General features: G+C 65.0%; 24 protein-coding genes. 13 read left to right on the top strand and 11 right to left on the bottom strand.

All coding sequences use genetic code 11. From position 1 onward, the window contains the following. The first annotated feature begins 141 nt into the window (after nucleotides 1-141). The 6 genes from HNW77_RS00755 to prfA all read left to right on the top strand — a co-directional run bounded on the left by HNW77_RS00755 (nucleotide 142) and on the right by prfA (nucleotide 7,310). Nucleotides 142-1,395, top strand: a complete 1,254-nt coding sequence (locus HNW77_RS00755) for an aspartate kinase (protein ID WP_172154436.1) — start codon at nucleotides 142-144, stop codon at nucleotides 1,393-1,395. 8 nt (nucleotides 1,396-1,403) lie between these two features. Further along, nucleotides 1,404-2,474 (top strand): NAD(P)H-dependent flavin oxidoreductase, encoded by a 1,071-nt coding sequence (locus tag HNW77_RS00750; RefSeq protein WP_172154525.1) that lies wholly within the window; start codon nucleotides 1,404-1,406, stop codon nucleotides 2,472-2,474. Beyond that, nucleotides 2,471-3,601: a helix-turn-helix domain-containing protein gene (locus tag HNW77_RS00745; RefSeq protein ID WP_172154434.1), complete on the top strand. Its 1,131-nt coding sequence runs from the start codon at nucleotides 2,471-2,473 to the stop codon at nucleotides 3,599-3,601. Before HNW77_RS00750 ends, HNW77_RS00745 begins: the two co-directional genes overlap by 4 nt. A gap of 134 nt (nucleotides 3,602-3,735) precedes the next feature. Beyond that, complete coding sequence (ispG, locus tag HNW77_RS00740) at nucleotides 3,736-4,896, top strand: flavodoxin-dependent (E)-4-hydroxy-3-methylbut-2-enyl-diphosphate synthase (protein WP_172154432.1); 1,161 nt, start codon at nucleotides 3,736-3,738, stop codon at nucleotides 4,894-4,896. A gap of 93 nt (nucleotides 4,897-4,989) precedes the next feature. Beyond that, nucleotides 4,990-6,246, top strand: a complete 1,257-nt coding sequence (gene hisS / locus HNW77_RS00735) for a histidine--tRNA ligase (protein ID WP_172154430.1) — start codon at nucleotides 4,990-4,992, stop codon at nucleotides 6,244-6,246. Between the two features lie 2 nt (nucleotides 6,247-6,248). Further along, nucleotides 6,249-7,310 (top strand): peptide chain release factor 1, encoded by a 1,062-nt coding sequence (gene prfA / locus HNW77_RS00730; protein WP_172154428.1) that lies wholly within the window; start codon nucleotides 6,249-6,251, stop codon nucleotides 7,308-7,310. Between the two features lie 12 nt (nucleotides 7,311-7,322). Here the strand turns inward: prfA and HNW77_RS00725 are convergent, their stop codons facing one another. Continuing rightward, nucleotides 7,323-7,784: a hypothetical protein gene (locus HNW77_RS00725; protein WP_172154426.1), complete on the bottom strand. Its 462-nt coding sequence runs from the start codon at nucleotides 7,782-7,784 to the stop codon at nucleotides 7,323-7,325. Nucleotides 7,785-7,814: 30 nt separating this feature from the next. On the opposite strand from HNW77_RS00725, the gene prmC reads away from it, so the two are divergent. Continuing rightward, nucleotides 7,815-8,678: a peptide chain release factor N(5)-glutamine methyltransferase gene (prmC, locus tag HNW77_RS00720; RefSeq protein ID WP_172154424.1), complete on the top strand. Its 864-nt coding sequence runs from the start codon at nucleotides 7,815-7,817 to the stop codon at nucleotides 8,676-8,678. 284 nt (nucleotides 8,679-8,962) lie between these two features. Continuing rightward, complete coding sequence (locus HNW77_RS00715; protein ID WP_241694201.1) at nucleotides 8,963-9,508, top strand: DUF4167 domain-containing protein; 546 nt, start codon at nucleotides 8,963-8,965, stop codon at nucleotides 9,506-9,508. A gap of 45 nt (nucleotides 9,509-9,553) precedes the next feature. On the opposite strand, the gene HNW77_RS00710 is transcribed toward HNW77_RS00715, so the two are convergent. Next, on the bottom strand, nucleotides 9,554-9,811 hold the full coding sequence (locus tag HNW77_RS00710) for a hypothetical protein (protein WP_172154423.1): 258 nt from the start codon (nucleotides 9,809-9,811) through the stop codon (nucleotides 9,554-9,556). A gap of 31 nt (nucleotides 9,812-9,842) precedes the next feature. Then, nucleotides 9,843-11,120, bottom strand: a complete 1,278-nt coding sequence (locus HNW77_RS00705; protein ID WP_172154422.1) for an adenosylmethionine--8-amino-7-oxononanoate transaminase — start codon at nucleotides 11,118-11,120, stop codon at nucleotides 9,843-9,845. A 61-nt stretch (nucleotides 11,121-11,181) separates the two neighbouring features. On the opposite strand from HNW77_RS00705, the gene HNW77_RS00700 reads away from it, so the two are divergent. From HNW77_RS00700 to bioD, 3 genes are read left to right on the top strand one after another with little or no spacing between them, the layout of a single operon-like run. Further along, nucleotides 11,182-12,375, top strand: coding sequence for an aminotransferase class I/II-fold pyridoxal phosphate-dependent enzyme (locus tag HNW77_RS00700; protein WP_196781805.1), 1,194 nt, complete (start codon nucleotides 11,182-11,184; stop codon nucleotides 12,373-12,375). Next, complete coding sequence (locus HNW77_RS00695; RefSeq protein ID WP_172154420.1) at nucleotides 12,372-13,022, top strand: alpha/beta fold hydrolase; 651 nt, start codon at nucleotides 12,372-12,374, stop codon at nucleotides 13,020-13,022. The genes HNW77_RS00700 and HNW77_RS00695 overlap by 4 nt, the downstream gene beginning before the upstream one ends. Further along, complete coding sequence (bioD, locus tag HNW77_RS00690; RefSeq protein ID WP_172154419.1) at nucleotides 13,019-14,416, top strand: dethiobiotin synthase; 1,398 nt, start codon at nucleotides 13,019-13,021, stop codon at nucleotides 14,414-14,416. The genes HNW77_RS00695 and bioD overlap by 4 nt, the downstream gene beginning before the upstream one ends. 40 nt (nucleotides 14,417-14,456) lie before the next feature. Here bioD and lexA read toward each other — a convergent pair whose 3' ends face one another. Both lexA and HNW77_RS00680 read right to left on the bottom strand, forming a co-directional pair. Next, nucleotides 14,457-15,128 carry a transcriptional repressor LexA gene (gene lexA, locus HNW77_RS00685; RefSeq protein ID WP_172154418.1) on the bottom strand — a complete coding sequence of 224 codons (672 nt, stop codon included), beginning with the start codon at nucleotides 15,126-15,128 and terminating at the stop codon, nucleotides 14,457-14,459. A 117-nt stretch (nucleotides 15,129-15,245) separates the two neighbouring features. Beyond that, nucleotides 15,246-16,454: a molybdopterin molybdotransferase MoeA gene (locus HNW77_RS00680; RefSeq protein ID WP_172154417.1), complete on the bottom strand. Its 1,209-nt coding sequence runs from the start codon at nucleotides 16,452-16,454 to the stop codon at nucleotides 15,246-15,248. 160 nt (nucleotides 16,455-16,614) lie between these two features. On the opposite strand from HNW77_RS00680, the gene rpmG reads away from it, so the two are divergent. Continuing rightward, entirely contained in the window at nucleotides 16,615-16,782 is a 168-nt protein-coding gene (rpmG, locus tag HNW77_RS00675; protein WP_007400522.1) for a 50S ribosomal protein L33, read from the top strand. 96 nt (nucleotides 16,783-16,878) lie between these two features. Here rpmG and HNW77_RS00670 read toward each other — a convergent pair whose 3' ends face one another. Together HNW77_RS00670 and eno are read right to left on the bottom strand one after the other, a co-directional pair. Continuing rightward, nucleotides 16,879-17,208 (bottom strand): FtsB family cell division protein, encoded by a 330-nt coding sequence (locus HNW77_RS00670; protein ID WP_061271732.1) that lies wholly within the window; start codon nucleotides 17,206-17,208, stop codon nucleotides 16,879-16,881. Nucleotides 17,209-17,269: 61 nt separating this feature from the next. Beyond that, nucleotides 17,270-18,550: a phosphopyruvate hydratase gene (eno, locus tag HNW77_RS00665; RefSeq protein WP_172154416.1), complete on the bottom strand. Its 1,281-nt coding sequence runs from the start codon at nucleotides 18,548-18,550 to the stop codon at nucleotides 17,270-17,272. Nucleotides 18,551-18,689: 139 nt separating this feature from the next. Here eno and HNW77_RS00660 point away from each other — a divergent pair, with 139 nt between their 5' ends. Continuing rightward, complete coding sequence (locus HNW77_RS00660; RefSeq protein ID WP_172154415.1) at nucleotides 18,690-19,175, top strand: DUF3429 family protein; 486 nt, start codon at nucleotides 18,690-18,692, stop codon at nucleotides 19,173-19,175. A 79-nt stretch (nucleotides 19,176-19,254) separates the two neighbouring features. Here the strand turns inward: HNW77_RS00660 and HNW77_RS00655 are convergent, their stop codons facing one another. The 4 genes from HNW77_RS00655 to HNW77_RS00640 all read right to left on the bottom strand — a co-directional run bounded on the left by HNW77_RS00655 (nucleotide 19,255) and on the right by HNW77_RS00640 (nucleotide 26,161). Then, entirely contained in the window at nucleotides 19,255-21,576 is a 2,322-nt protein-coding gene (locus tag HNW77_RS00655; RefSeq protein ID WP_172154413.1) for a xanthine dehydrogenase family protein molybdopterin-binding subunit, read from the bottom strand. Next, nucleotides 21,569-22,042 carry a (2Fe-2S)-binding protein gene (locus HNW77_RS00650; protein ID WP_172154411.1) on the bottom strand — a complete coding sequence of 158 codons (474 nt, stop codon included), beginning with the start codon at nucleotides 22,040-22,042 and terminating at the stop codon, nucleotides 21,569-21,571. Before HNW77_RS00650 ends, HNW77_RS00655 begins: the two co-directional genes overlap by 8 nt. A gap of 21 nt (nucleotides 22,043-22,063) precedes the next feature. Beyond that, on the bottom strand, nucleotides 22,064-23,392 hold the full coding sequence (locus HNW77_RS00645) for a c-type cytochrome (RefSeq protein ID WP_172154409.1): 1,329 nt from the start codon (nucleotides 23,390-23,392) through the stop codon (nucleotides 22,064-22,066). A 378-nt stretch (nucleotides 23,393-23,770) separates the two neighbouring features. Beyond that, nucleotides 23,771-26,161: a glucose/quinate/shikimate family membrane-bound PQQ-dependent dehydrogenase gene (locus HNW77_RS00640; protein ID WP_172154407.1), complete on the bottom strand. Its 2,391-nt coding sequence runs from the start codon at nucleotides 26,159-26,161 to the stop codon at nucleotides 23,771-23,773. Between the last annotated feature and the right edge of the window lie 83 nt (nucleotides 26,162-26,244).

The following is a 26,244-nucleotide window of genomic DNA, read 5'->3' as shown; positions in this document are numbered from 1 at the left end:
CATTTGGCTTTCTCCCGCTGGACGCGGAAGCTGCGGAGATGTATGTGACGCGGCTTGCGCATAACGCAATGCCCCGGATTGGCCAACAGGCCCCCGTTCCGGATATGCTGAAGCCCGAGCCATAATGGAGCCATTATTCCGATGTCCCCTACCGTACCGCGGATCGTGATGAAATTCGGCGGCACTTCCGTCGCTGATCTTGACCGGATTCGGGCCGTGGCGGAAAAAGTCCGGAAACAGGTCGAGGCCGGGTGCGAGGTGGCTGTCGTGGTCTCCGCCATGTCTGGCGTGACCAACCGCCTTGTCGGTTACTGCCGCGATCTTTCCGCAACCCATGATGAACGCGAATACGATGCCGTCGTTTCCACGGGCGAGCAGGTGACCAGCGGGCTGCTGGCCATCGCGCTGCAGAAGCTGGGCATCAATGCCCGCTCCTGGCTGGGCTGGCAGATCCCGCTGCGCACCGATAACGCCCACGGCAAGGCGCGCATCGAATCAATCGACGGCACGGCCCTGATCGAGAGCATGCGCGCAGGCCAGGTGCCGGTCGTGGCGGGTTTTCAGGGCATCGGGGCAGACGGGCGCATCACCACGCTGGGCCGTGGCGGCTCCGATACCTCGGCCGTGGCGCTGGCGGCAGCGCTGAAGGCGGATCGCTGCGACATCTACACGGATGTGGACGGAATCTATACAACCGACCCCCGTATTGTTACCAAGGCACGCAAGCTGGACCGCATCACCTATGAGGAAATGCTGGAACTGGCATCGGTCGGCGCCAAGGTACTCCAGACCCGGAGCGTGGAACTGGCCATGAAGGAGCGCGTGCGCGTGCAGGTGCTCTCCAGTTTTACTGACGGGCCAGCACCATCGGAAGGGCATCTGCCCGGTTCATTAGTCGTGGATGAGGACGAAATCGTGGAACAGGAACAGGTCGCCGGAATTGCCTACTCCCGGGACGAGGCGAAGGTTTCCGTCCGCCAGCTTCCCGATCGGCCGGGCATTGCCGCCGCCGTGTTCGGCCCGCTGGCCGATGCCAACGTCAATGTGGACATGATCGTGCAGAGCACGGGCGATGACGGCATGACCAACATGACCTTCACCGTGGGCAAGACCGACCTCGCGCGCGCCATTTCGGTGCTGGAAAGCACGCACGCCACCACCCAGTACGCCGAACTGCAGACCGATGACAGCGTGGCCAAGATCAGTGTGGTGGGCGTGGGCATGCGCTCGCATGCCGGTGTGGCCAGCACCATGTTCCGCACCCTGGCCGAGCGCAACATCAACGTGCAGGTCATCTCGACGAGCGAGATCAAGGTCTCGGTGCTGATCGCCGCCGAATATACTGAACTGGCCGTGCGCGCGCTCCATGCCGCCTATGGGCTGGATGCAGCGTGAGCACCGCCATGTCCGCCACCCCTGATGTCCTGACCGACCCCGCGCGCCGCGCTGCGGCCCGGAGCCGCCTTGACCACCTGTGGGGCCGTGGCACGCGCTTTCTGGGCAGTGAATACGCGCTGCTGGCCGGAGCGATGTCGTGGGTGAGCGAGCGCAACCTCGTCTCGGCCATTTCCAACGCGGGCGGCTTTGGCGTGCTGGCCTGCGGCGCGATGGAGCCCGAGCGGCTGGCCGAGGAAATTGCCGCCACGCAGGCGCTGACCCAAAAGCCCTTTGGCGTGAACCTGATCACCATGCACCCCCGGCTTGATGACCTGGTGCAGGTCTGCATCAAGGCGGGCATTACGCATGTCGTGCTGGCGGGCGGCATTCCGTCCGGGCCGGTCATCCGCGCCATCAAGGACGGGGGGGCGAAGGTCATTGCGTTCGCGCCCGCGTTCGTGCTGGCCAAGCGGCTGGTGCGGCTGGGTGTCGATGCGCTGGTGATCGAGGGATCGGAAGCGGGCGGGCATGTCGGTCCCGTGTCGCTGACGGTGCTGGCGCAGGAAATCCTGCCCCATATCCATGACGTGCCGGTGTTCGTGGCAGGCGGCCTTGGCCGGGGCGATGCCATCGTGTCCTACCTTGAGCAGGGCGCATCGGGCGCGCAGCTTGGCACGCGCTTTGCCGCCTCACGCGAGAGCATCGCGCATGAAAACTTCAAGAAGGCCTTCATCCGCGCCAACGCGCGTGATGCCGTGACATCGGTGCAGCTTGACGAGCGCTTTCCGGTCATTCCGGTGCGGGGGCTGAACAATGCGGGCACGCGGCGCTTCATGCAGCACCAGGCGGAAACGCTGCGCCGCTTTCAGGGTGGTGAACTGACCAGGGAAGCCGCCCAGCTTGACATCGAGCATTTCTGGGCGGGCGCCCTGCGCCGCGCCGTGATTGATGGCGATGTGGAAAACGGATCGGTCATGGCCGGGCAGTCGGTGGGCATGATCACCGCCGAGCAGCCGGTCAGCGAAATTATCAGTCAACTGGTCGATCAGGCCATCGATGCCCTGATCCGTCAGGAAGAGAGGGCCCGCTACGGATGACCGACGGCAAGCGCATTTTTCGCGGCAAGGCAACGCCGGGCGCGCCCGCGCCAGCACCGGGTCCTTCTCCCATTGCCTCGGTTGGCGACATGCTGCGCGCGCGCCGCGAGGAACTGGGCTGGAACCTGCCCGATGTCGCGGCATGGCTGCGCATCCGCCTGCCTTACCTGCAGGCCCTTGAGGAAGGGCGCCCCGGCGAACTCCCCGGTTCAGCCTATGCCATCGGCTTCCTGCGCAGCTACGCCAATGCGCTGGGGCTGGAAGGCGAACAGCTTGTCGAACGCTTCAAGATAGAAAGCCGGGGCGCGTTTACCCGCAAGGCCGAACTGTCCTTTCCCGTGCCGCTGCCCGACCGGGGGCTGCCGACCGGTGTGCTCCTGCTGTGCGGCCTCGTGATTCTGGTAGGCGCCTATGCGGGGTGGTACAAGCTGACCGGCTCGCAGGGCATTCACGACCTTCCGGTCAAGCTGACCCTGCCGGGCCTGTCATCGGGCACGACCGCATCGCCGCAGGTGGCCTCGGTGCTGCCGCCCGCGGATGAGCGGCCCACCCCGCAGCCCCTGCCGCCGCAGGAGCGCGAGGCCCTGACCGGCACGCCCGCCGAACTGCCGCCGACCGCAGTGCTGCCCCCCGTGCCTGCGCCGGCCGCTCCTGCGCAGCCACTGGAAAAAATGGGCGAGGACCGCAACGTGCTGGCCCAGCAGGCGCCCGTCACGGCCCCGCCCGCTCCGTCGACCGACAGCGTGACCCTGAACGCATCGGCCACGACCTGGGTGCAGGTGCGCAAGCACGGTGGCCCGGTGCTGTATGACCACGTGCTCCAGCCCGGCGAGACATGGCAGACACCGCAGGGCCAGACCGGCCTGGAACTGACCGTGGGCAATGCGGGCGGCCTGACGCTTGCAGCCGACGGGGTCACGACCCAGCCGCTCGGTCGCAATGGCGAGGTGCGGCACAATATTCCGCTCAGCCCGGCAGCCGTGGCTGATGGCTCGGTGCTGCATGCGGCACCTGTGGCAAATATCCACCCGCCAATGCCGTCATCCATCCAGCCCGGCGGCACAACAGCCACAGGGAGCGGCAATAATCTCTCTCCGCCCCTCCCGCAGCACATCAATCCAGAGTAAAAGGGTCTCCTACGGCATGGTCCACATTGTGGCCGCCATGCCGGGAACCGGCATGTAACAGACCATCGGGCCGTGCCACGCCCCGCCACGGCGGGCCGGAGCACACACCGCCGCCTTATGTGGAGGGCACAGAAATGAGCAGCTATCGTCCCTATCAGCACATCGAACGCCGCAAGTCGCGTCAGATCCATGTCGGCAAGGTGCCGGTCGGTGGTGATGCCCCGGTTTCGGTGCAGACCATGACCAACACGCTGACCACCGATGCCGAGGCCACGATCGCGCAGATCCGCCGCGCCGAGCTTGCGGGCGTGGATATCGTGCGCGTCTCCTGCCCCGATGAGGAGAGCACCAAGGCGCTGGCCGAGATCGTGCGCGAAGTGAACGTGCCGATCGTGGCCGACATCCACTTCCACTACAAGCGCGCCATCGAGGCTGCCCAGGCGGGGGCGGCGTGCCTGCGCATCAACCCCGGCAACATCGGCAGCGCCGAGCGTGTGCGCGAGGTGGTGAAGGCGGCCAAGGACCACAACTGCTCCATCCGCATCGGCGTGAACGCGGGTTCGCTGGAAAAGCACCTGCTGGAAAAATACGGCGAGCCCAACCCCGAAGCCCTGGTGGAAAGCGCGCTCGAGCACGCCAAGATCCTTGAAGATCATGACTTCCATGAATTCAAGATCAGCGTGAAGGCATCGGACGTGTTCATGGCGGTCGCGGCCTACCAGCAGCTTGCCGATGTATGCGATCACCCGCTGCATATCGGCATTACCGAGGCGGGCAGCAAGCGTGCGGGCACGGTCAAGTCCTCCATCGGGCTGGGCAACCTCCTGTGGGCAGGCGTGGGTGACACGATGCGCGTCTCGCTCTCGGCCGAGCCGGAAGAGGAAGTGCTGGTCGGCTGGGATATCCTCAAGTCGCTCGGCCTGCGCCACCGTGGCGTGAAGATCATTTCCTGCCCGTCCTGCGCGCGGCAGGGCTTCAACGTGATCGAGACCGTGCAGACGCTTGAAGACCGCCTGGCCCATATCAAGACGCCCATGACGCTGTCGATCATCGGCTGCGTGGTCAACGGCCCCGGTGAGGCGCTGATGACCGATATCGGCGTGACCGGGGGCGGCTCGGGCCGCCACATGGTCTATTCCGCCGGCAAGCAGGACCACACCATGCCCGCGGGCGACATGATCGAGCATATCGTGGACCTGGTGGAAAAGAAGGTGGCCGTGCTGGAAAAGGCGGATGCCAACAACACCCCCGCCGAGGAAATGGCCCGCGAGGCCACCATGTCCACCACGGACTGAATGAGGCGCCGCGCCTGCCCAGGGGCGCGCGCGGCCTGACCGGCGGCCTGCCTGCGGCCCGCCGGATTGAATTGAAGACAGGAATATCGCGTAGTGAGCAGCTTACAGCCCGTTCGTGGCACCCATGACCTGATTGGTGAGGAACGCAGGCGGTTCAACCATGTAGTGGAAACCGCGCGCCGCATTGTCGGCCTGTACGGGTTTGATGAGTGGTCGACCCCCGTGTTCGAGGATACGCGGGTCTTTTCGCGCTCGCTGGGCGATACGTCCGATGTTGTCTCCAAAGAGATGTACACATTCGAGGACCGTGGCGGTGAATCCCTGACCCTGCGGCCCGAGGGCACGGCGGCCATCTGCCGCGCGCTGGTCACCAACGGGCTGACCCAGTCGCTGCCGCAGAAGGTGTTCTACGCCGGCCCCATGTTCCGCTACGAGCGCCCGCAGAAGGGGCGCTACCGCCAGTTCCACCAGATCGGCGCCGAACTGCTGGGTTCTGCCGAGCCACTGGCCGATGCCGAGGTCATTGCCATGGGCCGCGACGTGCTGCACGCGCTCGGCATTGGCGATGACGTGGTGCTGGAACTCAACACATTGGGCGATGGCGCCAGCCGCGATGCGTGGCGTACGGCGCTGATCGCCTATTTCAGCGAACGGCGCGCCGAACTCTCTGCCGATAGCCAGGCCCGGCTGGAGCGCAACCCGCTGCGCATCCTTGACAGCAAGGCCCCGCAGGACCGCGCGCTGGTGGCGGATTCCCCCACCATCGCCCAGTTCCTGACCCCCGAGGCGCAGGCTTTCTGGGATGGCCTGCGCAGCACGCTGGATACGATGGGCGTGCGCTTCCGGGAAAATCCGCGCATCGTGCGCGGGCTGGATTATTACGGGCATACCGCCTTCGAGTTCGTGACCGAGCGCCTTGGCGCGCAGGGCACCGTGCTGGCTGGCGGCCGCTATGATGGCCTCGTGGCCGAAATGGGTGGCCCTGCCACGCCTGCCATCGGCTGGGCTGGCGGGATCGAGCGCCTGTCCATGCTGCTGGAGGATGTTCCGGCCGAGCCGCGCCCGGTCGCCGTCGTGCCGATGGGCGCGGATGCGCAGGCCGTCTCCCTGGCCGTGCTGCAGGGCCTGCGGGCTGCGGGCATCCGGGCCGAGACATCCTATCGCGGCAACATGAAGCGCCGCATGGAACGCGCCAACCGCATGCAGGCGTCGCATGTCGTGGTGATTGGCAGCGACGAGATCGCGCGTGGCGTGGCCCAGCTCAAGAACCTCGATAGCGGGCAGCAGACCGAGGTGCCGCTTGATGGCGTGGCCGCAGCCCTTCAGGCCGGAAGCGCCGCAGGGGGCTGAGCGTGTCAAAATTCGACGAACGCCTGGACCGGATCGTTGGCCGGTGCGCGGAATTGCAGGCCCTGCTGGCGGAAGGTCTTTCGGGCAGCGATTTCACGCAGGCCTCGCGCGAGTATGCCGAGCTTGAGCCGATTGTCACGCGCGTCAACGCGCTGCGTACGGCGGAAGAAGCCGAGCGTGATGCCAGCCAGATGCTCGCCGACCCCGAAATGCGCGAACTCGCCCAGGCCGAACTCGATGAACTGCGCTCGCAGATCCCGACCCTGCGCCACGACATCCGCCTGGCCATGCTGCCGCGTGACGAGGCGGATGAGCGCAGCGCCATCCTTGAAATCCGCCCCGCCGCAGGCGGTGACGAAGCCGGGCTGTTCGCTGCCGAACTGTTTGGCGCCTACCAGCGCTATGCCGACCAGCGCGGCTGGCGCTTCGAGATTCTGGAATATGACCAGTCCGAACTCGGCGGCCTGCGCGAGGGCATTGCCAGCATTACCGGGCGTGGCGTGTTTGCCCGCCTGAAATATGAATCCGGTGTGCACCGCGTGCAGCGCGTGCCCGCTACCGAGAGCCAGGGCCGCATCCATACCTCCACCGTGACCGTGGCCGTGCTGCCGGAAGCGGAAGAAGTGGATGTCGAGGTCCATGAGGGCGACCTGCGCATAGATGTCTACCGGGCATCCGGGGCAGGGGGGCAGCACGTCAACAAGACCGAGAGTGCGGTGCGCATCACGCATCTGCCCACCAATATCGTGGTGGCGATGCAGGAAGAGAAAAGCCAGCACAAGAACCGCGCCAAGGCCATGAAGATCCTGCGCGCGCGCCTGTATGAGCGCAACCGCGCCGCAGCCCACGAAAGCCGTGCCGCCGACCGGCGCGCCCAGGTGGGCACGGGCGACCGCTCCGAGCGCATCCGCACCTACAACTTCCCGCAGGGCCGGGTGACCGATCACCGCATCGGGCTGACGCTTTACAAGATTGACCGCGTGATGGCGGGCGAACTCGATGAGTTTGTCGATGCCCTGACGCAGGAAGAACAGGCCGCCCTGCTTGCGGCGGATGAAGGCTGAGGGCGCACCCGTTCAGGACGTGGGGGCGGCGCACAGGCTGCTATGGCCGGGGTGGCGCTCGACGCTTTCGGGCTCATTGTCATCGATGAGGTAGAACTCGGTGAAATTGCGCGAGGCAATGGCCTCAAAATGATGGCCATCGGGATGATACAGAATGCCTTCCCCGCTGACCTGATGGATCTCGACCTTGCCACCGGGGCGGCGGATGTAGATTTCCCCGCACAGGGCATAGCTGTGGTTGAGGCGCCCCATCGCGGTCTCGACATGGACCGTCTGGCTGGTATGGTTTGCGTCGAGGCGAAAGGTGGCAACAAGCTGCTCATCGACGTAAAACCGCTCGGCTTCCGAAATTTCCCCACTGCCATAGTCGTCCCTGACATCGAACGATCCGGCAAGGGCAGGGGAAGCGCCAGCGCACAGCATGGCGGCCAGAAACAGGCGCGCAAGGCGCAATGAAGGGGCGGGCAGGTACATAATGCCCCAGTATGACGGAAAGCAGCGGCGATGAAAGATGCCATGACACCGGCGCCCACAAATTTGCGCCACCTGTTGCATGACGCGACGCAAAAACTGCGTGCCGCCGGCATCGAGGCCCCCCAGCGCGAGGCGCGCCTGCTCGCGGCCCATGCGGCCCGGACCGACCTCGCCGGGCTGCTGCGCATCGATACGCTGGGCGAGGCCGCTACGGCCCGGCTTGCCGATATGCTGGCCCGGCGCCTGCGGTATGAGCCCATGGCCTATATTACCGGGCAGGCCGGGTTCTGGTCGCTTGACCTTGCGGTATCGCCCGCAACCCTCATCCCGCGCGCCGATACCGAAACTCTTGTCGAGGCCGTGCTCGACCACCTGCCTGACCGGAACGCCCCGCTGCGCGTGCTCGATATCGGCACCGGCACGGGCTGCCTGCTGCTGGCCATCCTGGCGGAATACCAGCGTGCCCACGGTATTGGCACGGACCTCAACCCGCAGGCGGCGGAACTGGCCAGCTTTAACGCCACGCGCAACGGGCTGGCCGCGCGCAGCCATATGCTGTGCTGCAACTGGGCCGATGGTGTGGCGGGGCCGTTCGACCTCGTGCTGAGCAATCCGCCCTATATTCCCCATGCCGACCTGGCCACCCTCATGCCCGACGTGGTGGCTCATGAACCCGCACGCGCGCTTGATGGCGGGCCGGACGGGCTTGTCGCCTACCGCGCCCTGGCCCGCATGCTGCCGGACCTGCTGGCGCCGGGTGGCCTGGGCGTGCTGGAACTGGGCATTGGCCAGCATGGGAGCGTGCCCGCGCTCATGCGCGAAGCGGGGCTGGACGTTGTGGAAATACGCCCCGATCTTGGCGGAATAGGGCGGGCGCTAGTGGTGAAAAAATAATTTGGCAGAAAGAAAAGCGCGGGCTATATTGCCAAAACGCAGGGAAAACGAAAAGCGGGTTGATTGCTGTTCCATTCCCCGCGGGCGATCCCGATTGCAAAACATAAATGTCAGGCGACCCGAACCCCCTACAGGTTCCGCCACGCGCAGGGATCCGTGTCCGGTGTCGTACCGGACAACCAACATGGCAACAGACGGGACGGGCAGAGACCGCCCCACGGTCCAGGGCAGCGCCAGCGACCGGCAACAGGAAAGTGCTGCGACAGCTTATGAACATGAAACGCATGCGGAGCCGTCACCATCGTTCGGGCGGTAGCAGTGGCGGAACCGTACGCCATAATAATGGCCAGATCCCGTTGAACCGCAACCATGTATTTGACAGCAATGGCCCGGACCTGCGCGTGCGGGGCACGGCACAGCAACTGTTTGAAAAATACCTGCAGCTTGGCCGCGATGCCAGCGGCAGCGGCGACCGCGTCATGGCGGAAGCCTATTTTCAGCATGCCGAACATTATTTCCGCATTCTCAACGCCATGACGCAGGCCGCCCAGCAGAGCCAGCAGGAACGTCAGGAGCGCATGTCCAACCGGCAGCCGCGGCCCGTCGAGAACCGCCAGCCCGGCGATAACGCCGCCGATGAGCCCGCCGAGCCCGCAGCCGAGCAGGCCGCCGTGATCGAGCCTGCGGAAACAGCCCCCCAGCCCACGATCGACGCCGCTCCGGAAGCCGCACCGGCTCCCGCGCCGCGTGCGCCCCGCGCTCCGCGCCGCAGCAGCCGCGCCAAGCCCGCCGCGGGCAAGAAGGAAGAACTGGAATCCACCCCGTCCTGATCAACGGGCCGACCCCCGCCAGCCCTGCTGCGGGGGTCATTGCTTTCAGGCAGTTGGCTTGACCAGCCGCCAGACCTTGCGCTTGCGGCCATCGCTTGCCCCAGACGCATCCTCCACCGTAACCAGCCCCTGATTGCGCAGGGCCTGCAGGGCCAGGCGGGCATGGTAGGTGCCGAGTTCGGGGAACAGGTCGCCAATTTCCTTGACGGAACGCGCCTGCCCATCCGACAGGATCTTCAGTACGATCTGCCGCTTGCTGTCATGATTTGTCATGCGCCAGGATCTGTGCTGAAAAAAAGTCATAGGCTTCCATACCAGATCAGTCCGTCATGGCCTAGCGCTGATCGGGAACCGTTTGGCCCAGAACCGTGCGGATTGCGGTGGCCAGGCGGGTAAGCTCGGCTGGCGTGATGGTAAAAGCAGGCGTCAGGTAAACGATGTTCCGGAAGGGGCGCACCCATGCCCCTTGGGCGATCAGGGCTGTCTTGAGCGCATTCATGTCACGTATGCGGTCAAGTTCCACCACGCCGATCGCGCCCATGACACGCACATCAACCACATGGGGCAGGCTGCGGCACGGTTCGAGTTCGGCGCGCATCTGCGCTTCGATCCGGGCTACCTGCTGCAGGCGGGGTTCGGCGGCAAACAGGTCAAGCGAGGCATTGGCGCAGGCGCAGGCCATGGCATTGGCCATGAAGGTCGGCCCATGCATGAGCGCATGCAGCGGATCATCGGACAAAAAAGCCTCGAATACGTGCCTGCGCGCCACGGTGGCGGCCAGCGCCATGGTGCCCCCGGTCAATGCCTTTGAAAGGGTTATGATATCAGGCACGATCCCGGCCTGCTCGCAGGCGAACATCGTGCCGGTGCGGCCGAAGCCGGTAAAGATCTCATCAAGGATCAGCAGCACGCCATGGCGGTCGGCCAGCGTGCGCAGGGTGCGCAGCACTTCGGGCGCATGAAACAGCATGCCGCCCGCGCCCTGCACCAATGGTTCGGTGATGATGGCGGCAATGCTGCCCGCGTGCTGCGCCAGCAGGGCATCAAGGGCTGCGGTGCTGGCGGCATCGACCGGCAGGTCGGCAATGAAATGCTCGGGCAGCGCGCCGTTATAGAGGCTGTGCATCCCTTCTTCGGGGTCGCACACGGCCATGGTGGCGATCGTATCGCCATGATAGCCGCCACGGAAGGCCAGCAGCCTTGTCCGCCCGGTCTGGCCCTGGTTGAGCCAGTACTGGATGGCCATCTTCATCGCCACCTCGACCGCGACCGAGCCGGAATCGGTAAAGAACACCCGCTCCAGGTCACCGGGCAGCAGGCCCGCAAGGCGGCGCGCCAGCGTCAGGGCCGGTTCATTGGCCAGGCCGCCAAACATGACATGGGGCATGCGCTCAAGCTGGGCCGACACCGCAGCACGGATGTGCGGGTGATTGTAGCCGTGGCAGGCCGTCCACCATGAGGCGATGCCATCAAGCAGTTCCGTGCCATCGGCCAGCGTGATGGTGCAGCCCTGCGTGCGCGCGGCGGGGAGCGGTGGCAGGGCGGTCTGCATCTGTGCGTAGGGCAGCCAGACATGCTGCATGCCTTGTTCCAGCCATTCAGGTCCACACATGCGCTCTCTCCGTGATATTGCATTGGCGGGATTGACCGGGGCGGCAGGCTCCGGCAGGAGAATGCGCTTCATGGCCTGTTTCGATACCCTTTTCCAGACCGCGCTCGACCACATGGCGCAGCACCATGTCCGCCGCGTGCTGCGCCCCGTGCGCCAGACCGGGCCGGTCACCGTTATCCGTGACGGGCGCGCGCTGGTCAATTTCTCATCCAATGACTATCTCGGCCTGTCGCATCACCCCGCCCTTGCCACCCGCGCGGCACAATGGCTGCATGAGGACGGAACGGGTGCGGGCGCCTCGCGGCTCGTAACGGGCACCAGCGCGCGGCATATGGCGGTGGAAGCGCGCCTCGCGACCTTCAAGGGGGCGGAAGCCGCGCTGCTGCTGGCCAGCGGGTGGCAGGCCAATGCCTCGGTGCTGGCGGCCCTGCTGCGGCTGGCGGCCGAGCAGGGCGCGCCCCCGCTGGTCTTTGCCGACCGGCTGAACCATGCCAGCCTGCATCAGGGCTGCATGGCGGCTGGCGTGCGGCAGATCCGCTTTCGCCATAACGACCTTGATCATCTGGAAAGCCTGCTGATCCGCCATGCCGGTGATCCGGGGCTGCGGATCATCGTGACGGAAAGCGTGTTCAGCATGGACGGCGACCGCACCGACATCGCCCGCCTCAGCGCGCTGGCGCGGCAATACGGCGCCTTCACCTACGTGGATGAAGCCCATGCCACCGGCGTGCTCGGCCCGCAGGGGCGTGGCCTGTGCGCGGGGCATGAGATCGATCTGGTCATGGGCACGTTCAGCAAGGCGCTGGGCGGCTTTGGCGCGTTCGTAACCGGCTCGCGCGCGTTGTGCGACTGGCTGGTCAATGCCTGTTCGGGCTTCGTGTTTACCACCGCCCCGCCGCCTGCCATGCTTGGCGCAATGGACGCGGCCCTTGAATGCGTGCCCCATCTGGATGAAGACCGTGCCCGGCTGGCCCGCAACGCAGCCCATATCCGCGATGTGGTGCGGGGCTGTGGCCTCTCGCCCGAGCCCTCGACCACGCAGATCGTGCCCATCATGCTTGGCGATGCCGCCCGCGCCCTGCGCTTTGCCGCAAGCCTTGAGGCGCAGGGCCTGCTTGCCACCGCCATACGCCCGCCCACGGTGCCCCCCAATGGCAGCCGCATCCGCCTTGCGCTGAGTGCTGCCCATACCGATTGCATGATCGGGCAGCTTGCCACGGCCATTCCGCTGGCCCTGCGGCAGAGCGCGGCATGAGCGCTGCCCTGCCTGTGGCCTTCGTGCATGGCTGGGCGTTCGACCCCACCTTCTGGGCCGCGACCCGCACGGCGCTTGGCACGGCACGCACGCGTTGCCTCGACTTTGGCTTCTTTTCCCCGCGCGCCCACATGGACCTGCCGCAGGTGCCCTATATCGGAGTCGGGCACTCACTGGGCACGTTATGGCTGCTGCGCCACCATGGTCCGCTGTGCCGGGGCCTGATCCTGATCAACGGTTTCAGCCGGTTTGGGGCCGGGCCAGATTTTACGGCTGGCATTGCCCGGCGCGTGATCGAACGCATGCGGCAGGGGCTGCTGCGCGCGCCACAGGGGCTGCTGCACAGCTTCCGCCTGCGCGCGGGCATTGATTCGCCCGTGCCGGAACCGATCGCGCGCGACCGGCTGGAAACCGGGCTGGATGCGCTGATGGACATGGACTGCCGGGCCGACCTGCACGCCACGACATGCCCGGTTCATGTCATGGCGGGCACGCAGGATGCCATTGCCCCCCCCGCGCTGACCAAGGCCTGCTTTACTGCCCGGCCAATTGAATGGGTGGAAGGGGGGCACCTGCTGCCGCTTACGCATGCCGGGGCCTGTGCTCATGCCATCACCACCATGGCCAGACGGATAACGCCATCATGACGCGCAAGGACAGCATTGCCGCCCGGTTCGATACGGCGCGGGATTATGAGCAGGCGGCCCGCATCCAGCGCATTGCCGCCACCGAACTGGCCGGGCGCATTGCTGCCGGCATGCGCGCCCATGCCCCGCTCCGCATTCTGGAAATTGGCTGTGGCACCGGCTTCCTGACCCGTGAACTGCGCCGCCTGTTTCCCCATGCCCACATTACCGCTACCGATATTGCGCCGGGCATGCTGCAACGCCTTGCACGATCCATGCCGGATGACGGGCAACTTGTGTTGCACCGCATGGATGGCGAAGCGCCAGACCTGACCGGACCGTTCGACCTGATCTGCTCCAGCCTGGCCATGCAGTGGTTTGCCGACCGCAAGGCAGCCCTCGCCGCGCTCGGTCGCCTGCTGGCGCCGGGCGGGCAGATGGCGCTGGCAACGCTGTGCGCGGGTAGCTTCCGCCAATGGCGGGCGGTGTATGACGCCGTGGGCAGGACATGCCCCATGGTCGATTACCCACCCAGTACCACGTTGCAGGCCGAATGGCCCGGCTGTGGCGCGGGCCTGTGGGAAGATGTTGAAATCATCGACACGCCTCGGTCTCCCTTGGCCTTCGTGCGTGAACTCCGCGCGATTGGCGCAACCCATACCGACAGCCCCCACACGGATGGCCTGCGGCGCGTGCTGGTTGCGGCAGGCGCTGGAGATGCGCCTTTTGCCATGTCGTATCATGTTGCGTACGGGCAGTTTCATCGCGCGCCGTGGCCCGGCGTGTTCGTGACCGGCACGGATACGGATGTGGGCAAGACCGTAACCTCCGCCGCACTGGTGCGGGCGTGGAACGCCGCTTACTGGAAGCCGCTGCAGAGCGGCACGGATGATGCGCCATCCGACAGCACGAGCCTGCGCCACCTGACCGGGCTCGATGCCACGCGGCTTTATCCGCCAGCAGCCAGTTTCGGGGCGTCTCTTTCGCCTGAGGATGCAGCGCGACAGGTCCATGCCCGCATCGACCCTGATCTGATTGCCCTGCCGGACCACGATCCGGCGGCAGGCCCGGTGGTGGTGGAAGGGGCAGGGGGCGTGTTCGTGCCGATTGCGCCCGATTACCTGATGATCGACCTGATGGCGCGGCTGGCGCTGCCGGTGGTGCTGGTTGCGCGCAGCACGCTGGGCACGATCAACCACACGCTGCTCAGCCTTGCCGCCCTGCGGGCACGGGGGCTGCATGTGGCGGGCGTGATCCTGAACGGCCCGCCCGAACCCGTGGGGCGTGATGCCATCATACGCCACGGCCAGGTGCGCATTGTGGCGCAGTTCCCGCCCATCACACCCATGGGGCCGGAAGCGGTGGCGCAACTCGCGACCCTGCTGCCGCCGTGGCATGACATCATGCCGTCATGAGAATGCCGCCTGTTTGAAACAAAGGCGGCATCCGTAACCTTCAGTAGCGCCGGATCAGGCCAGCCAGCGTGCCCTGTATGTACACCCGCCCTGCCGGGAAAATCCGGGTCTCATACGCGCTATTGGCGGGGATCAGCGCAATCTCGCTGCCCTGATGGCGGATGCGCTTGAGCGTCACCTCATCGCCATCAATCAGGGCCACCACGATCTCGCCGTCATTCGCGTGGTTCTGTTCACGGATGATGACCATGTCGCCATCAAGAATGCCCGCTTCCTCCATCGAGTTGCCCGTTACCTCCAGCGCATAATGGCTGGCCTTGCCCAGCATGTCGGCGGGCACGGTGATGCGGGTGGTCTCGGGCGTTATGGCCTCGATGGGGTTGCCCGCGGCAATACGCCCCACAAAGGGCACGTCCATCACGGCGGCGATCTGTTCGGGGGCGGGCAGGTCGGGCGCGGGCCGGGGCGAATCGGCAGGGCGGGGCGGCGGTACATCGATATCGGGCAGGCGCAGGATCTCGAGCGCACGGGCCCGATGATGCCTGCGATGCAGGAAGCCACGCTCCTCCAGCGCTGAAATGAGGCGATGAATGCCTGATTTGGAGCGCAGGCCGAGCGCATCCTTCATTTCATCAAAGGAGGGGGAAAAGCCCGTCCGGCGCAGATGGCCATCGATAAACAGCAAAAGCTCATGTTGTTTCCTGGTGAGCATGCCACATGTCCTTTTGCCGTGAGCAGCGCCGCCAATGCGCGAGCGCCATGGAACAAATCAAAAACCTGTTCCATGTTCTATATTGGTTCCCTCTCGCGCGTCAACTGGCATTCCGGCTTATGCAAAGACGTGATCGATACGGATCACAGCGCAGGCATCGCCCTTTCGTGCCGCTGGCGCGTGGGGGGCACGCAGTACCAGCGCCTGGCTTTGCGCCAGCACATGCAGCATGGCCGAATCCTGTCTGGGGAAGGGCGTTGCCACCAGGCGGCCTTGTTCGTCCTGTGCCAGGGTTGCGCGAAGGTGGTCCATGCGCTGGTCGTTTTGGGGCACGTCGCAGCCCAGAATGGCGTGAACCGGTGGCTCGACAGGGTGCGCCAGCCCGGCCATGCGCCGCAGGGCAGGTAGCACGAACACGATGGAACACACGAAGGCCGCAACCGGGTTGCCCGGCAGGCCGATAAAGGGCAGGCGGCCCAGATGGCCTGACATCAGCGGGCGGCCCGGGCGCATGGCAATCTTCCAGAAATCGGTTTTCAGCCCCACCTGTTCCAACCCGGCGCGCACTAGGTCATGGCTGCCCACGCTGGCACCGCCCGCAGTCAGCAGCATGTCCACGCCATCAACCATGCGTTCCAGCGTCGCCACATCGGCCATGTCATCGCGCAGCACCGGCAGCATGACCGGCTCGGCGCCCACGGCGCGCAGCAGGGCGGCCAGCATGGGCGTGTTGGAATTGGCAATCTGGCCCGCGCCAAGGGGGCTGCCGGGCAGGAGCAGTTCATCGCCCGTGGCGGCAATGGCCACGCGCGGGCGGCGGGTGACCTGCACCCACGCATTGTTGGCTGCCGCCGCCAGCCCCACATCACGCGCCGACAGCCGCCTGCCCGCGGGCACAAGCACCTGCCCCGCCGCAAAATCCTGCCCCATGCGGCGCACATAGGTGCCGGGCGCCAGCGTGTGCGTGGTGTGCACGCTGTCACCCTCGCGCCGGGCGTTCTCCTGTATCAGCACGGCATCCGCGCCGGCGGGCATGACGCTGCCGGTAAAGATCCGCACGCACTGCCCGGCCGCGAGCGTGCCGGTAAAGGGATGGCCCGCAGGGGCCTCGGCAATGCAAGCAAGGCTTGCCCCGCCAGCCGACAGGTCAGCCGCGCGCACGGCGTAGCCATCCATGGACGAGACATCGGCCGGCGGGTTGGACAGCCCCGCCATGATCGGGGCGCTACTGACGCGCCCGCAGGCATCGGTCAGGGCCACGACCTCGGCCGGGAGAGGGAAAACCCCTTCAAGAATCCGCTCACGCGCTTGCGCTACACTCAACATCGGGCACGACACTCCATTTTTTTTACCATTCTGGGGCGATTCCAGCAGAAATATTGGTCAAGGTGCTTGACCTGAGCCTTGTGTATGCGCATTTTCCGCCAACTTGAACCACTGCTGCACCTGAGTGTTCCAGCAGCGGCGGAGCAGTGCTGAGGATATCATGGCCAAGAGCAACACCATTCAGATCAAACTCGTCTCCACGGCGGACACGGGCTACTTCTATGTGACCAAGAAGAATGCCCGCGCCCAGACCGGCAAGATGGAACTGCGGAAATACGACCCCGTCGCGCGCAAGCACGTGGCCTTCCGCGAAGCGAAGATCAAATAATCTCCCGATCCGTGGAGATGCAAAAAACCCCGGCAGGTTTTCCGCCGGGGTTTTTTTGTGTCCGTGCCGCACTGGGCCTGCTTAAGTCGGGCCTGCCTAGTAAAGATGGTCATGCTCAGCGTAAGGCACGACAATCTCGTCCTGGCGCGCAAGGTTCTGCATGGAGCGGGCGCGTTCATCAAGCAGGTCGGTATCGAGCGCGCCTTCCTTGAGACCACGCACGCGGCGCAGCCACACCTCCTGCTCGGCCGTGGCGTCCTGCTGGGCGGAACGCGCCTCATCAAGCAGGTGCAGTTGCGTGGCATAGCTGTGCAGCCCGTGCTCGCCGCGCATGACGTTCCAGCCAAAATAGCCTGTCAGTGCGATGAACAGGGCAGGGGGAATGGTCGCCCGCATTACACGCTTCGCGATCTTGACTACCTGCATCCCATTCCCCCTTTTTATATCCCTTCAGGCCGGACGGGCTTAACCCGCCCAGGCCCGCATGTCATCCGTTCTTGAGAATCGTGCGCCCGGCATAGCGTGCCGCGGTGGCCAGTTCGTTCTCGATCCGGATCAGCTGGTTGTATTTTGCCGTGCGATCGGAGCGCGACAGCGAGCCGGTCTTGATCTGCCCGCAATTGGTCGCCACGGCCAGGTCGGCGATGGTGCTGTCTTCCGTCTCGCCCGAGCGGTGGCTCATCACGGCCGTGTAACCGGCATGCTGGGCCATCTGCACGGCTTCCAGCGTCTCGCTCAGCGTGCCGATCTGGTTGACCTTGACCAGCAGGGAGTTGGCCACGCCATCCTTGATGCCCCGGCGCAGGCGGTCGGGGTTGGTCACGAACAGGTCATCCCCCACCAGTTGCAGCTTGTGGCCGAGATTGGCGGTCAGTTCGGCCCAGCCTTCCCAGTCGTCTTCCGCAAGGCCATCCTCGATGGAGATGATGGGGTAGCGGGCGGAAAGATCGGCCAGATAGGCGATCATGCCAGCCGCATCGAGGCTCCTGTCCTCGCCCGCCAGTTCATAGCGGCCATTTTTGTAGAACTCGGTGGCCGCGCAATCGAGGGCGAAGGTCACGTCATCACCCGGCTTGTAGCCCGCCGCCTCGACCGCGCGCATCATGAAGCCAAGCGCTTCGTCCGCCGATTTCAGTGCCGGGGCAAACCCGCCTTCATCGCCCACGTTGGTGTTGTAGCCAGCGCCTGACAGGCTCTTCTTGAGCTGGGCAAAGATTTCGGAACCCATGCGGATGGCATCGGTGACGGTAGGCGCACCCACCGGCTGGATCATGAATTCCTGGATGTCGATCGGGTTGTCGGCATGCTGGCCGCCATTGATGATGTTCATCATCGGCACGGGCAGGGTGCGGGCATAGACGCCGCCCACGTAGCGGTAGAGCGGGGTCTGCAGTTCCTCCGCCGAGGCCTTGGCGACTGCCAGCGACACGCCGAGAATGGCGTTGGCACCCAGCCGGGCCTTGTTGGGGGTGCCGTCAAGATCGATCATCGCCTCGTCAATGGCGACCTGATCGGTCGATTCCACGCCCTGCAATGCTTCAAGGATTTCGCCTTCCACATTGGCCGCGGCCTTGAGCACGCCCTTGCCGCCATAGCGCTTGAGGTCGCCATCGCGCAGTTCCACGGCTTCATGCGCGCCGGTGGAAGCGCCTGACGGCACGGCGGCGCGGCCCTTGGCGCCCGATGCCAGTTCAACATCCACCTCGATGGTGGGATTGCCCCGGCTGTCGAGGATCTCGCGGGCGATGATATCGATAATGGCGCTCATGGTATCTGTTTCCTCAGATTTGACATTATGGGGATGGCGCATGCCACCGGCACGCATATCCTTCCCCACGATAACAGATGCAACGCATCGCGCCAGAGTAGGCTATGCAACTCAGCACAAGATATTAGGAGACCCCGCCGTGAAACGCCTGCCGCTGCTTGCCATCGTTACCGCCGTGGCCAGCCTGCTGCCACTGGTTGGCTGCACCTGCGCGATCCTGTTCCTCTCGCCCGACCACACCCCACGCCTGCTGACCGCCGCCGTGGGCTATGGCGCGGTGATGCTGTCCTTCCTGGGCGCGGTGCACTGGGGGCTGGCGCTGGAACAGCCCGACATCATACCCGCAGGCGGCACGCAGCGTCTGACCAACCTGCGCCTTGCACTGGGCGGCCTGCCGGCCTTCATCGGCTGGATCGGGCTGTGCATGGCGACCGTGCAGGAACTTGCCGGGCTCATGACGCTGATCGCGGGATTTGCCGCGACAGCCATGGTGGAACGCATGGCCTGGCGGCGTGGTGCCATGCCGCGGGGCTACATGATGGTGCAGTGGTTTGTCATCTGTCTGGCGGAACTGTGCTTTCTGGCCATTCTGGCCGCCTGCATGGGCATGCGCCCCGGTAGCTGAAGGGAATGCGCAGGCCATGAAAAAGCCCGGCATGCAAGGCGCATGCCGGGCTTTTTTCTTGCGTCAATGCTGGAAGGGATCAGCTTCCCTGCAACCCGCGCAGCACATCGGCCGGGCGCACCGGCATGTGGCGCAGGCGCACGCCCACGGCATTGAAGATGGCGTTGCCAATGGCAGGCCCCACCACCGTCGTGCCCGGCTCGCCAAGGCCCATGGGCTTTTCGGTGCTGGGCAGGAACTCGATGTCCATTTCCGGCGTATCGGCAATACGCAGCGGGGTATAGGTGTTCAGGTTCCGGTCCACGGGCAGGCCGTTCACGATTTCCGTGTTCTCGAACAGGACCATGCTCAGCCCCCACAGCGCGGCACCCTCGGTCTGGGCCTTGGCGCCATCGGGGTCGACCACGGTACCCGCATCAACCACGATGGTCAGCTTCTGGCAGGTGACCACGCCGGTGCTGCGGTCAACATGCACCTGTGCCACGCAGCCGATCCAGGTCGGCATGCCGCGTTCCTGCCCTGCCGTGGTGGCAAGGCCGAGTGCGGTATCCTTGGGCAGGGTGGTCTTGCCCCAGTTCACCTTTTCCATCAGGCGGCGGACAACCGCAGCCTGACGCAGCGCACCACCGACGGAATCCGGTGCCTCGCCCTTGTTGCGGCCCTGTGCGGTCAGCAGGTCAAGGCGGAACTGCGCGGGGTCTTTCTTCTGGCGGTGCGCGACCTCATCGAGGAAGCACTCGATCCCCCAGCTGGTCCAGCCGGGGCTGACCGAACGCAGCCAGCCGGGGCGGAAGGTCTTTTCCGCCAGGTCATTGCGCAGCGCGCGCACGCGGAAGGCGCCAACCTCGTACCAATGATCGCCACCGGCGATGGCGAACTGGTCATAAGGCTTGCCGTCCACACCCTTTTCCATGAACGCTTCGGCCATGACGCCCGTGGGCCAGCCCGCGGCAGCCTGGTAGTCCATGCCCGTGATCCTGTCGCTGCCATCAAAGGCCATGCGCACGCGCTGGACGGAAGGCGAGCGGAAGGAATCGAACTGCATGTCGTCCGACCGCGTCAGGATCAGCTTGACCGGCTTGCCACCCAGCGCCTTCGACGCAAGGGCGGCGGGGATCATGTAGTCACCATTCAGCCTGCGGCCAAAGCCGCCACCGAGCAGGTAGCTGCGCAGGATCACCTTGCTCTCGGGCACCTGCAGCGCCTTGGCCAGCGTGGGCAGGATCAGGCTCTGCCACTGGTTGCCGGCATGGATCTCGTACACGCCGTCCTTCTCGAAGGCGACGGCATTGGTCGGCTCGAGCTGGTAGTGCAGCACGGATGCGCAGGTATATTCCTGCTCCATGACCGTATGCGCGCCGCTGAAGGCCTGGTCCACGCCATCATCATTGAAGATGTAGACGCCGCCATCCTTGTTCTTGATCAGTTCGCGGCCGCGATCCTGAATGTCGGCCTCGGATGTGTGGATGGTCTCGCCCGGGGTCCAGTCCACCTTCAGCGCATCGGCGGCGCGGATGGCGGCACTGTAGGTCCTGGCCAGCACCACGACCCAGCCCTGTACCACCTCGGACGGGTCCTCGATGATCAGGTAGCGCTCGTAGCCCTTGATCTTCTTGGCATCCGTATCATCAACGGAGCGCACCTTCGAGCCATAGCGGGTGGGCGGCATCTTGGGGCGGGCATAGACCATGCCCTCCACCTTGACGTCGATGCCGTAGATGGCGGTGCCGTTGGTCTTGGCCGGAATGTCCAGCGCCTTGATCTCGGCATTGCCGATCAGGCGGCGTTCGCTCGCGGGCTTGAGCGGCAGCTTGGCCATTTCCTCAGGCGTGAAGGAATGGGACGGATGGCCCTTGGCCACGATATCGCCAAAGCTGATCTGCTTGGTGCCAGCCGTCACGATGCCATTGGCCACCGTGCACTTGTCGGGCGTCGTGCCAAGCAGGCGGGCGGCTTCCTCGACCAGTGCCGTGCGGGTGGCCGCACCGGCCTGGCGGAACACATCCCACGTCATCCAGACCGACCAGCTGCCGCCGGTCACCATCAGGCCCCATTTGGGGTCGGTGTCGACGTAGTTGATGCGGACCTTGCTCCAGTCGGCTTCCATCTCGTCCGCGATGATGCGGGCAAGGGCGGTGCCGATATGCTGGCCCATTTCCGCGCGGATGATGTTGACCGTGATCTCGCCATCGGGCGCGATCGCGCACCAGATGGTCGGCTCGAACGCGCCATCGCCGGGCAGCGCCTTGTCGAGCGGGAAGATCTGGTTGGCCGAGGCCGGGCGCGCGAAGCCGAACATGACCCCGGCGCCAAGCGAAGTGACAAGAAAGCCGCGACGCGACAGGGTGGTCTGTTCGCGGCGTCCGTCCTTGCCCAGGCGGAAGCGGTTTAATCTACCCATTTGATGCATCTCCGCGTGCGTTGGCCGCGGCCTTCTTGATGGCCTCACGAATGCGAACATAGGTCATGCACCGGCACAGGCTGCCTGCCATGACGGCATCGATTTCCTCATCCGTGGGAGAGGGGTAATCCTTCAGCAGGCTTACTGCCTGCATGATCTGCCCGGACTGGCAGTAGCCGCATTGCGGCACCTGGATCTCGCGCCAGGCCTGCTGCACGGGGTGGTTACCCTCGGGGTCGATGCCTTCGATCGTGGTGATGTCGGCACCTTCTGCCGCGCTGACCGGGGTCACGCACGAGCGGGTGGCCCGGCCACCGATATGGATGGTGCACGCACCACACATGCCGATGCCACAACCGAATTTTGTTCCGGTCAGGCCAACTTCGTCACGGATGACCCACAGCAGGGGGGTATCATCGGGCACGTCAACGGTTACGTCTCGTCCATTGAGGCGAAAGGTCGTCATGTTCTAGCTCCGTCTTTCAGCTCAATGGGACGACGCGACAGGCGGCGTGGGCAGGGTCTTGCGCACGTCAGCGGCCTTCTTTTCCAGATCGGTCCACGGCGGCAGGGTCGTGCGGGTTGCCCGCAGGTAGGTTGCCAGCCGGGCGAGGTCCGCATCCGAGAAGGAATGGTAGAAGCTGGGCATGGACACCGTGGAAATGCCTTCCGTCGTGCCAATGCCGCGCAGGATGACCTGGAACAGGTTGGTCGGCTCATCGAGCCACAGCGCGTTGTTCAGCGCCAGGTCGGGGCGGCCTTCAACCGGCTGCGGGCCAGCATTGGCGTGGCACGCGGCGCAGGCACCGGCATAGAGCTTGGCGTTCGGGTTGACCTGCGGGCCGACCAGATCCTTCATCGAGGCGTTCATGGCCCATGCAAGGGCCTTGGGGTCCTGGCTTACGCGGGTCGAGGCATGATCGATCTGGGCCAGGTAATGCGCGATGGCATGCACGTCGGCTTCCGGCATCTCGCTCAGGCCGCCATGCACCACGGGCGACATCGGGCCGGCAGCGCTGCCATGCAGCGGCGCGGAACCAAAGCGCAGGTATTTGAAATACTCGTCCTCGGTCCACACGACCGGGGTCGGGTTATGCTCATTGAGCGGGGGCGCGATCCAGTTATCGACCGGCGCGCCATCATAGGGCGCGCTGGCCTTTTCGGCGCCCATCAGGTTACGCGGCGTGTGGCATGCCGAGCAGTGGCTCAGCCCTTCGGCCAGATACGCGCCACGGTTCCATGCGGCATCCTGCTGCTGGTTGTACTTCAGCGGTCCTTCATGCAGGAACAGGAGCTTCCAGCCCGCCTGCTCGAGGCGGATGTTGAAGGGGAAGCCCACCGTGTTGTCGCGCTTGACCGAATGCACCGGCGCACGCGTCATGAGGAAGGCATAGACATCATCGATGTCCTGGTCCGTCATGTGCGTGAAGTGATCGAACGGGAAGGCGGGGAAGAGCTGCGTGCCATCACGCGAGATGCCCTTGCGCATGGCGCGCTTGAAGGCGGCCTCCGACCAGTGGCCGATGCCCGTTTCGGGGTCGGGCGTGATGTTGGAGGAGAAGATGGCGCCAAAGGGCGTGTCCATCTTGTAGTCACCTGCAAGCTCGACGCCGCGCACGCCATCGGTGCGGGTGTGGCACTCCGCGCAGTAGCCGCCAGCGGCCAGCACGCGCCCGCGCTCGATCTGGGCGGCGGTGAAGGTGGAGGGAGGAGGCGGTGCAACCGGCGCAATGGCCGGATACCACGCATAGGCCAGGAACCCGACGCCACCGGCGACACCGATCCCCACAATCGCTGCTGCAATACGTTTAATCACGATGTTCTCGCGGTTGTGAAAGTCATCATATCACCCCGTATCATCCGCCCGGTTCCAGTGCCGTCATGGCGCGAAACACAGGAGACGGTGCAACATTGCACCCCCTCCGAAGCACCGGAACTGCCGGATGTGCGGGAACATCGGCGCCACGGCGGAAACTTTAGTATTACCGTTTCCTAATCAAGCCGTTCGGGCGCGCGTAAGATCAAAGCGATGATAAGACTTATTTGTTTTCCTGCTTAATGCACGAAATCCCTGCAAAACCGTGGATAATGGTTCGCAAGGTGGCCTGTATGAGCAGCATCTATATACAGGTGAATATAGATGTGGCGGGCAATGTCAAGCCGGGGAAGGAAAAAATCCTTCCCCGGCGCAGCTTCAGTTTCCGTCAGGCAGGCTGTAGGCGACGATGTAGTCGCCAAGCTTGGTGCCGAACGATCCGTGGCCGCCATCGGCGGTGACGATGTACTGCCTGCCATCAACCGCATAGGTCATGGGCGTGGACTGGCCACCGGCGGGCAGGCGGTCCTGCCACAGCACCTGGCCGTTCGTCACGTCATAGGCGCGGATGTAGTAATCGAGCGTGGAGGTGAGGAAGGCCACGCCACCGGCCGTGGTGAGCGGGCCGCCAAGGCTGGGCACGCCCATCTTGATGGGCAGGGGCAGCGGCGCGCTGTCACGGATCGTGCCGTTGCGGTGCTTCCACACGATCTTGTTGGTGCGCAGGTCGATGCCCGACATGTAGCCCCAGGCAGGCTGCTTGCACGGCAGGCCGAACGGCGAGAGGAAGGGATGCAGGTCAACGCCATAAGGCACGCCAAACTGCGGCTGCACGCCACTTTCCGAGCCCGAGGGCAGGGACTTGTCCGGTGTGGCCGGGTTGTTCGGCCCGCGCGGGATCAGCCTGGATACGAACGGGATGGCGATGGGGTTGGCAATCGCGATCTGGCGCACGGGGTCAACCGCAAGCCCGCCCCATTCGAACATGCCCAGGTTGCCGGGGAAGACCAGCGTGCCCTGCAGCGAAGGCGGCGTGAACGTGCCCTCATAGCGCAGGCGATGGAACATGATGCGGCAGACAAGCTGGTCATACATCGTGCCGCCCCACATGTCGGCATCGGTCAGGAGCTTGCTGGGGCGGAAGGTCAACTGCGAGAAGGGCTGCGTGGGCGAAAGGTGGTCGCCAGGGGCTGCCCCCTGCGGCACGGGGCGCTCGGGCGCGGGCACCACGGGCTGGCCATTGCGCCGGTCGAGCACGAAGATGTTGCCGGTCTTGGCCGGAGCATACAGGGTGGGAATGACCTCGCCCTGCGCGTTGCGGATATCGACCAGGCTGGGCTGGGCGGGGATGTCCATGTCCCACAGGTCGTGGTGCACGGTCTGGTAGGACCAGACCAGCCTGCCGGTGGTGGCGTTGAGCGCCACGATGGAGCTTGCATAGCGCTCGGCATCCGCACCGCGGTTGCCGCCCCAGATATCGGGTGTCTGCACGCCCATGGGGATGTAGATCAGATCGAGCCTGGCATCATAGGAAGACGTGATCCACGAATTGGGGGAATTCGGCACGAAGCTGTGGTGTTCGGACGGCATCTCGTTCGGATCGGGATTGCCGGGGTCGAACGCCCATTTCAGCGCGCCGGTATGCACGTCGAACCCGCGCGTCACACCCGAAGGTTCATGCGTGGAGTAGTTGTCGGTCACGGCGCCGGACACGATCACGGTGGTATCGGTCACGACCGGGGGGGAGGTGGGTTCATAAAAGCCCAGCGTCTTGACCGGCATGCCGTCCTGCAGGTTCACCACGCCGTTATTGCCAAAGTTGGCACAGCGCGCGCCGGTTGCGGCATCAAGCGCGAAAAGCTGGCCATCATTGGTGGGCAGGAAGATGCGGCGCGCGCACTCGACCGGGGCTGTGGCGCCATCGCTCGCCTGCGCGTCATCCGCCCTGTCTTCATGATAGGACACGCCACGGCAGGTCAGGTGCTGGAAAGTGGGGTTGTAGGACAGTTTTGGGTCGAACTTCCACCGCTGCTGGCCAGTCTTCGCATCGAGTGCGAACAGGATCTGGTGGGGGGTGCACAGGTAGAGCGTATCACGGATCTTGATGGGCGTGACCTCGTCGGTGATTTCACCGGGATCATTGGGGCCGCGCAGGTCGCCGGTGCGGAAGGTCCAGGCCACCTTCAGCTTGCTGACATTGCTGGCATTGATCTGCTTGAGCGGCGAGAAGCGATCACCGAACTGGGTGCGGCCGTAGGCCTGCCAGTCCTCATCGGGCATCTGGTGGGCATCACCCGGTTCGGGGGCATTCTGCGCCACGGGGGGCAGGCTGCCCGCGATATCCTGCGGGTCCTGTGTCAGGGCGGCACCCACCACCACCACGGCGGCACCAATCGCGCCGAGCAGGGGCAGGCGGGTGGCGGGGCTGGCAGGCTGCAGGTGGCGCGTCACCCACGGCAGGGCAAGCACGATGCCGATGGGCACCAGAATATCGCCACGCGGGGCCAGCGCCCAGAAGTCAAGCCCGGCTTCGTGCACTGCCCATACCATCGTGCCGAGCAGGAGCACGGCATAGACCGTAAGCGCCATGGCCTGCCGCCGTGCCAGCAGCACGGCCGTGACCAGGAGCAAGATACCCGCGACGACATAATAAAAGGAGCCGCCGATGAGACACAGCCATAGCCCGCCTCCCAGCAGGTAGAGACCCGTCAGGGCGCACACGGCAATGGCCGCAGCGAGAAGGGGAGCCGAGCGTATGAGGCTATTCATAAGTTTTCCTGATTACCGTGATACAGTCCGAACATTTTCAATGAGAAAACGTAGGAGACGCCATCAGGTCAAGCCCAACATTA

This window comes from Komagataeibacter melomenusus, from assembly GCF_013155395.1.
Taxonomy (GTDB): domain Bacteria; phylum Pseudomonadota; class Alphaproteobacteria; order Acetobacterales; family Acetobacteraceae; genus Komagataeibacter; species Komagataeibacter melomenusus.
Note: the sequence above shows the minus strand (reverse complement) of the source record. Positions and strands in the feature narration are given on the sequence as shown.

Excerpts from the sequence above, each read along its gene's own strand:
- HNW77_RS00755 (WP_172154436.1), top strand. The coding sequence starts at position 142 with ATGTCCCCTACCGTACCGCGGATCGTGATGAAATTCGGCGGCACTTCC.
- HNW77_RS00750 (WP_172154525.1), top strand. The coding sequence starts at position 1,404 with ATGTCCGCCACCCCTGATGTCCTGACCGACCCCGCGCGCCGCGCTGCG.
- HNW77_RS00745 (WP_172154434.1), top strand. The coding sequence starts at position 2,471 with ATGACCGACGGCAAGCGCATTTTTCGCGGCAAGGCAACGCCGGGCGCG.
- ispG (WP_172154432.1), top strand. The coding sequence starts at position 3,736 with ATGAGCAGCTATCGTCCCTATCAGCACATCGAACGCCGCAAGTCGCGT.
- HNW77_RS00725 (WP_172154426.1), bottom strand. The coding sequence starts at position 7,784 with ATGTACCTGCCCGCCCCTTCATTGCGCCTTGCGCGCCTGTTTCTGGCC.
- prmC (WP_172154424.1), top strand. The coding sequence starts at position 7,815 with ATGAAAGATGCCATGACACCGGCGCCCACAAATTTGCGCCACCTGTTG.
- HNW77_RS00715 (WP_241694201.1), top strand. The coding sequence starts at position 8,963 with ATGCGGAGCCGTCACCATCGTTCGGGCGGTAGCAGTGGCGGAACCGTA.
- HNW77_RS00710 (WP_172154423.1), bottom strand. The coding sequence starts at position 9,811 with ATGACTTTTTTTCAGCACAGATCCTGGCGCATGACAAATCATGACAGC.
- HNW77_RS00705 (WP_172154422.1), bottom strand. The coding sequence starts at position 11,120 with ATGTGTGGACCTGAATGGCTGGAACAAGGCATGCAGCATGTCTGGCTG.
- HNW77_RS00700 (WP_196781805.1), top strand. The coding sequence starts at position 11,182 with ATGCGCTTCATGGCCTGTTTCGATACCCTTTTCCAGACCGCGCTCGAC.
- HNW77_RS00695 (WP_172154420.1), top strand. The coding sequence starts at position 12,372 with ATGAGCGCTGCCCTGCCTGTGGCCTTCGTGCATGGCTGGGCGTTCGAC.
- bioD (WP_172154419.1), top strand. The coding sequence starts at position 13,019 with ATGACGCGCAAGGACAGCATTGCCGCCCGGTTCGATACGGCGCGGGAT.
- lexA (WP_172154418.1), bottom strand. The coding sequence starts at position 15,128 with ATGCTCACCAGGAAACAACATGAGCTTTTGCTGTTTATCGATGGCCAT.
- HNW77_RS00680 (WP_172154417.1), bottom strand. The coding sequence starts at position 16,454 with ATGTTGAGTGTAGCGCAAGCGCGTGAGCGGATTCTTGAAGGGGTTTTC.
- rpmG (WP_007400522.1), top strand. The coding sequence starts at position 16,615 with ATGGCCAAGAGCAACACCATTCAGATCAAACTCGTCTCCACGGCGGAC.
- HNW77_RS00670 (WP_061271732.1), bottom strand. The coding sequence starts at position 17,208 with ATGCAGGTAGTCAAGATCGCGAAGCGTGTAATGCGGGCGACCATTCCC.
- eno (WP_172154416.1), bottom strand. The coding sequence starts at position 18,550 with ATGAGCGCCATTATCGATATCATCGCCCGCGAGATCCTCGACAGCCGG.
- HNW77_RS00655 (WP_172154413.1), bottom strand. The coding sequence starts at position 21,576 with ATGGGTAGATTAAACCGCTTCCGCCTGGGCAAGGACGGACGCCGCGAA.
- HNW77_RS00650 (WP_172154411.1), bottom strand. The coding sequence starts at position 22,042 with ATGACGACCTTTCGCCTCAATGGACGAGACGTAACCGTTGACGTGCCC.
- HNW77_RS00640 (WP_172154407.1), bottom strand. The coding sequence starts at position 26,161 with ATGAATAGCCTCATACGCTCGGCTCCCCTTCTCGCTGCGGCCATTGCC.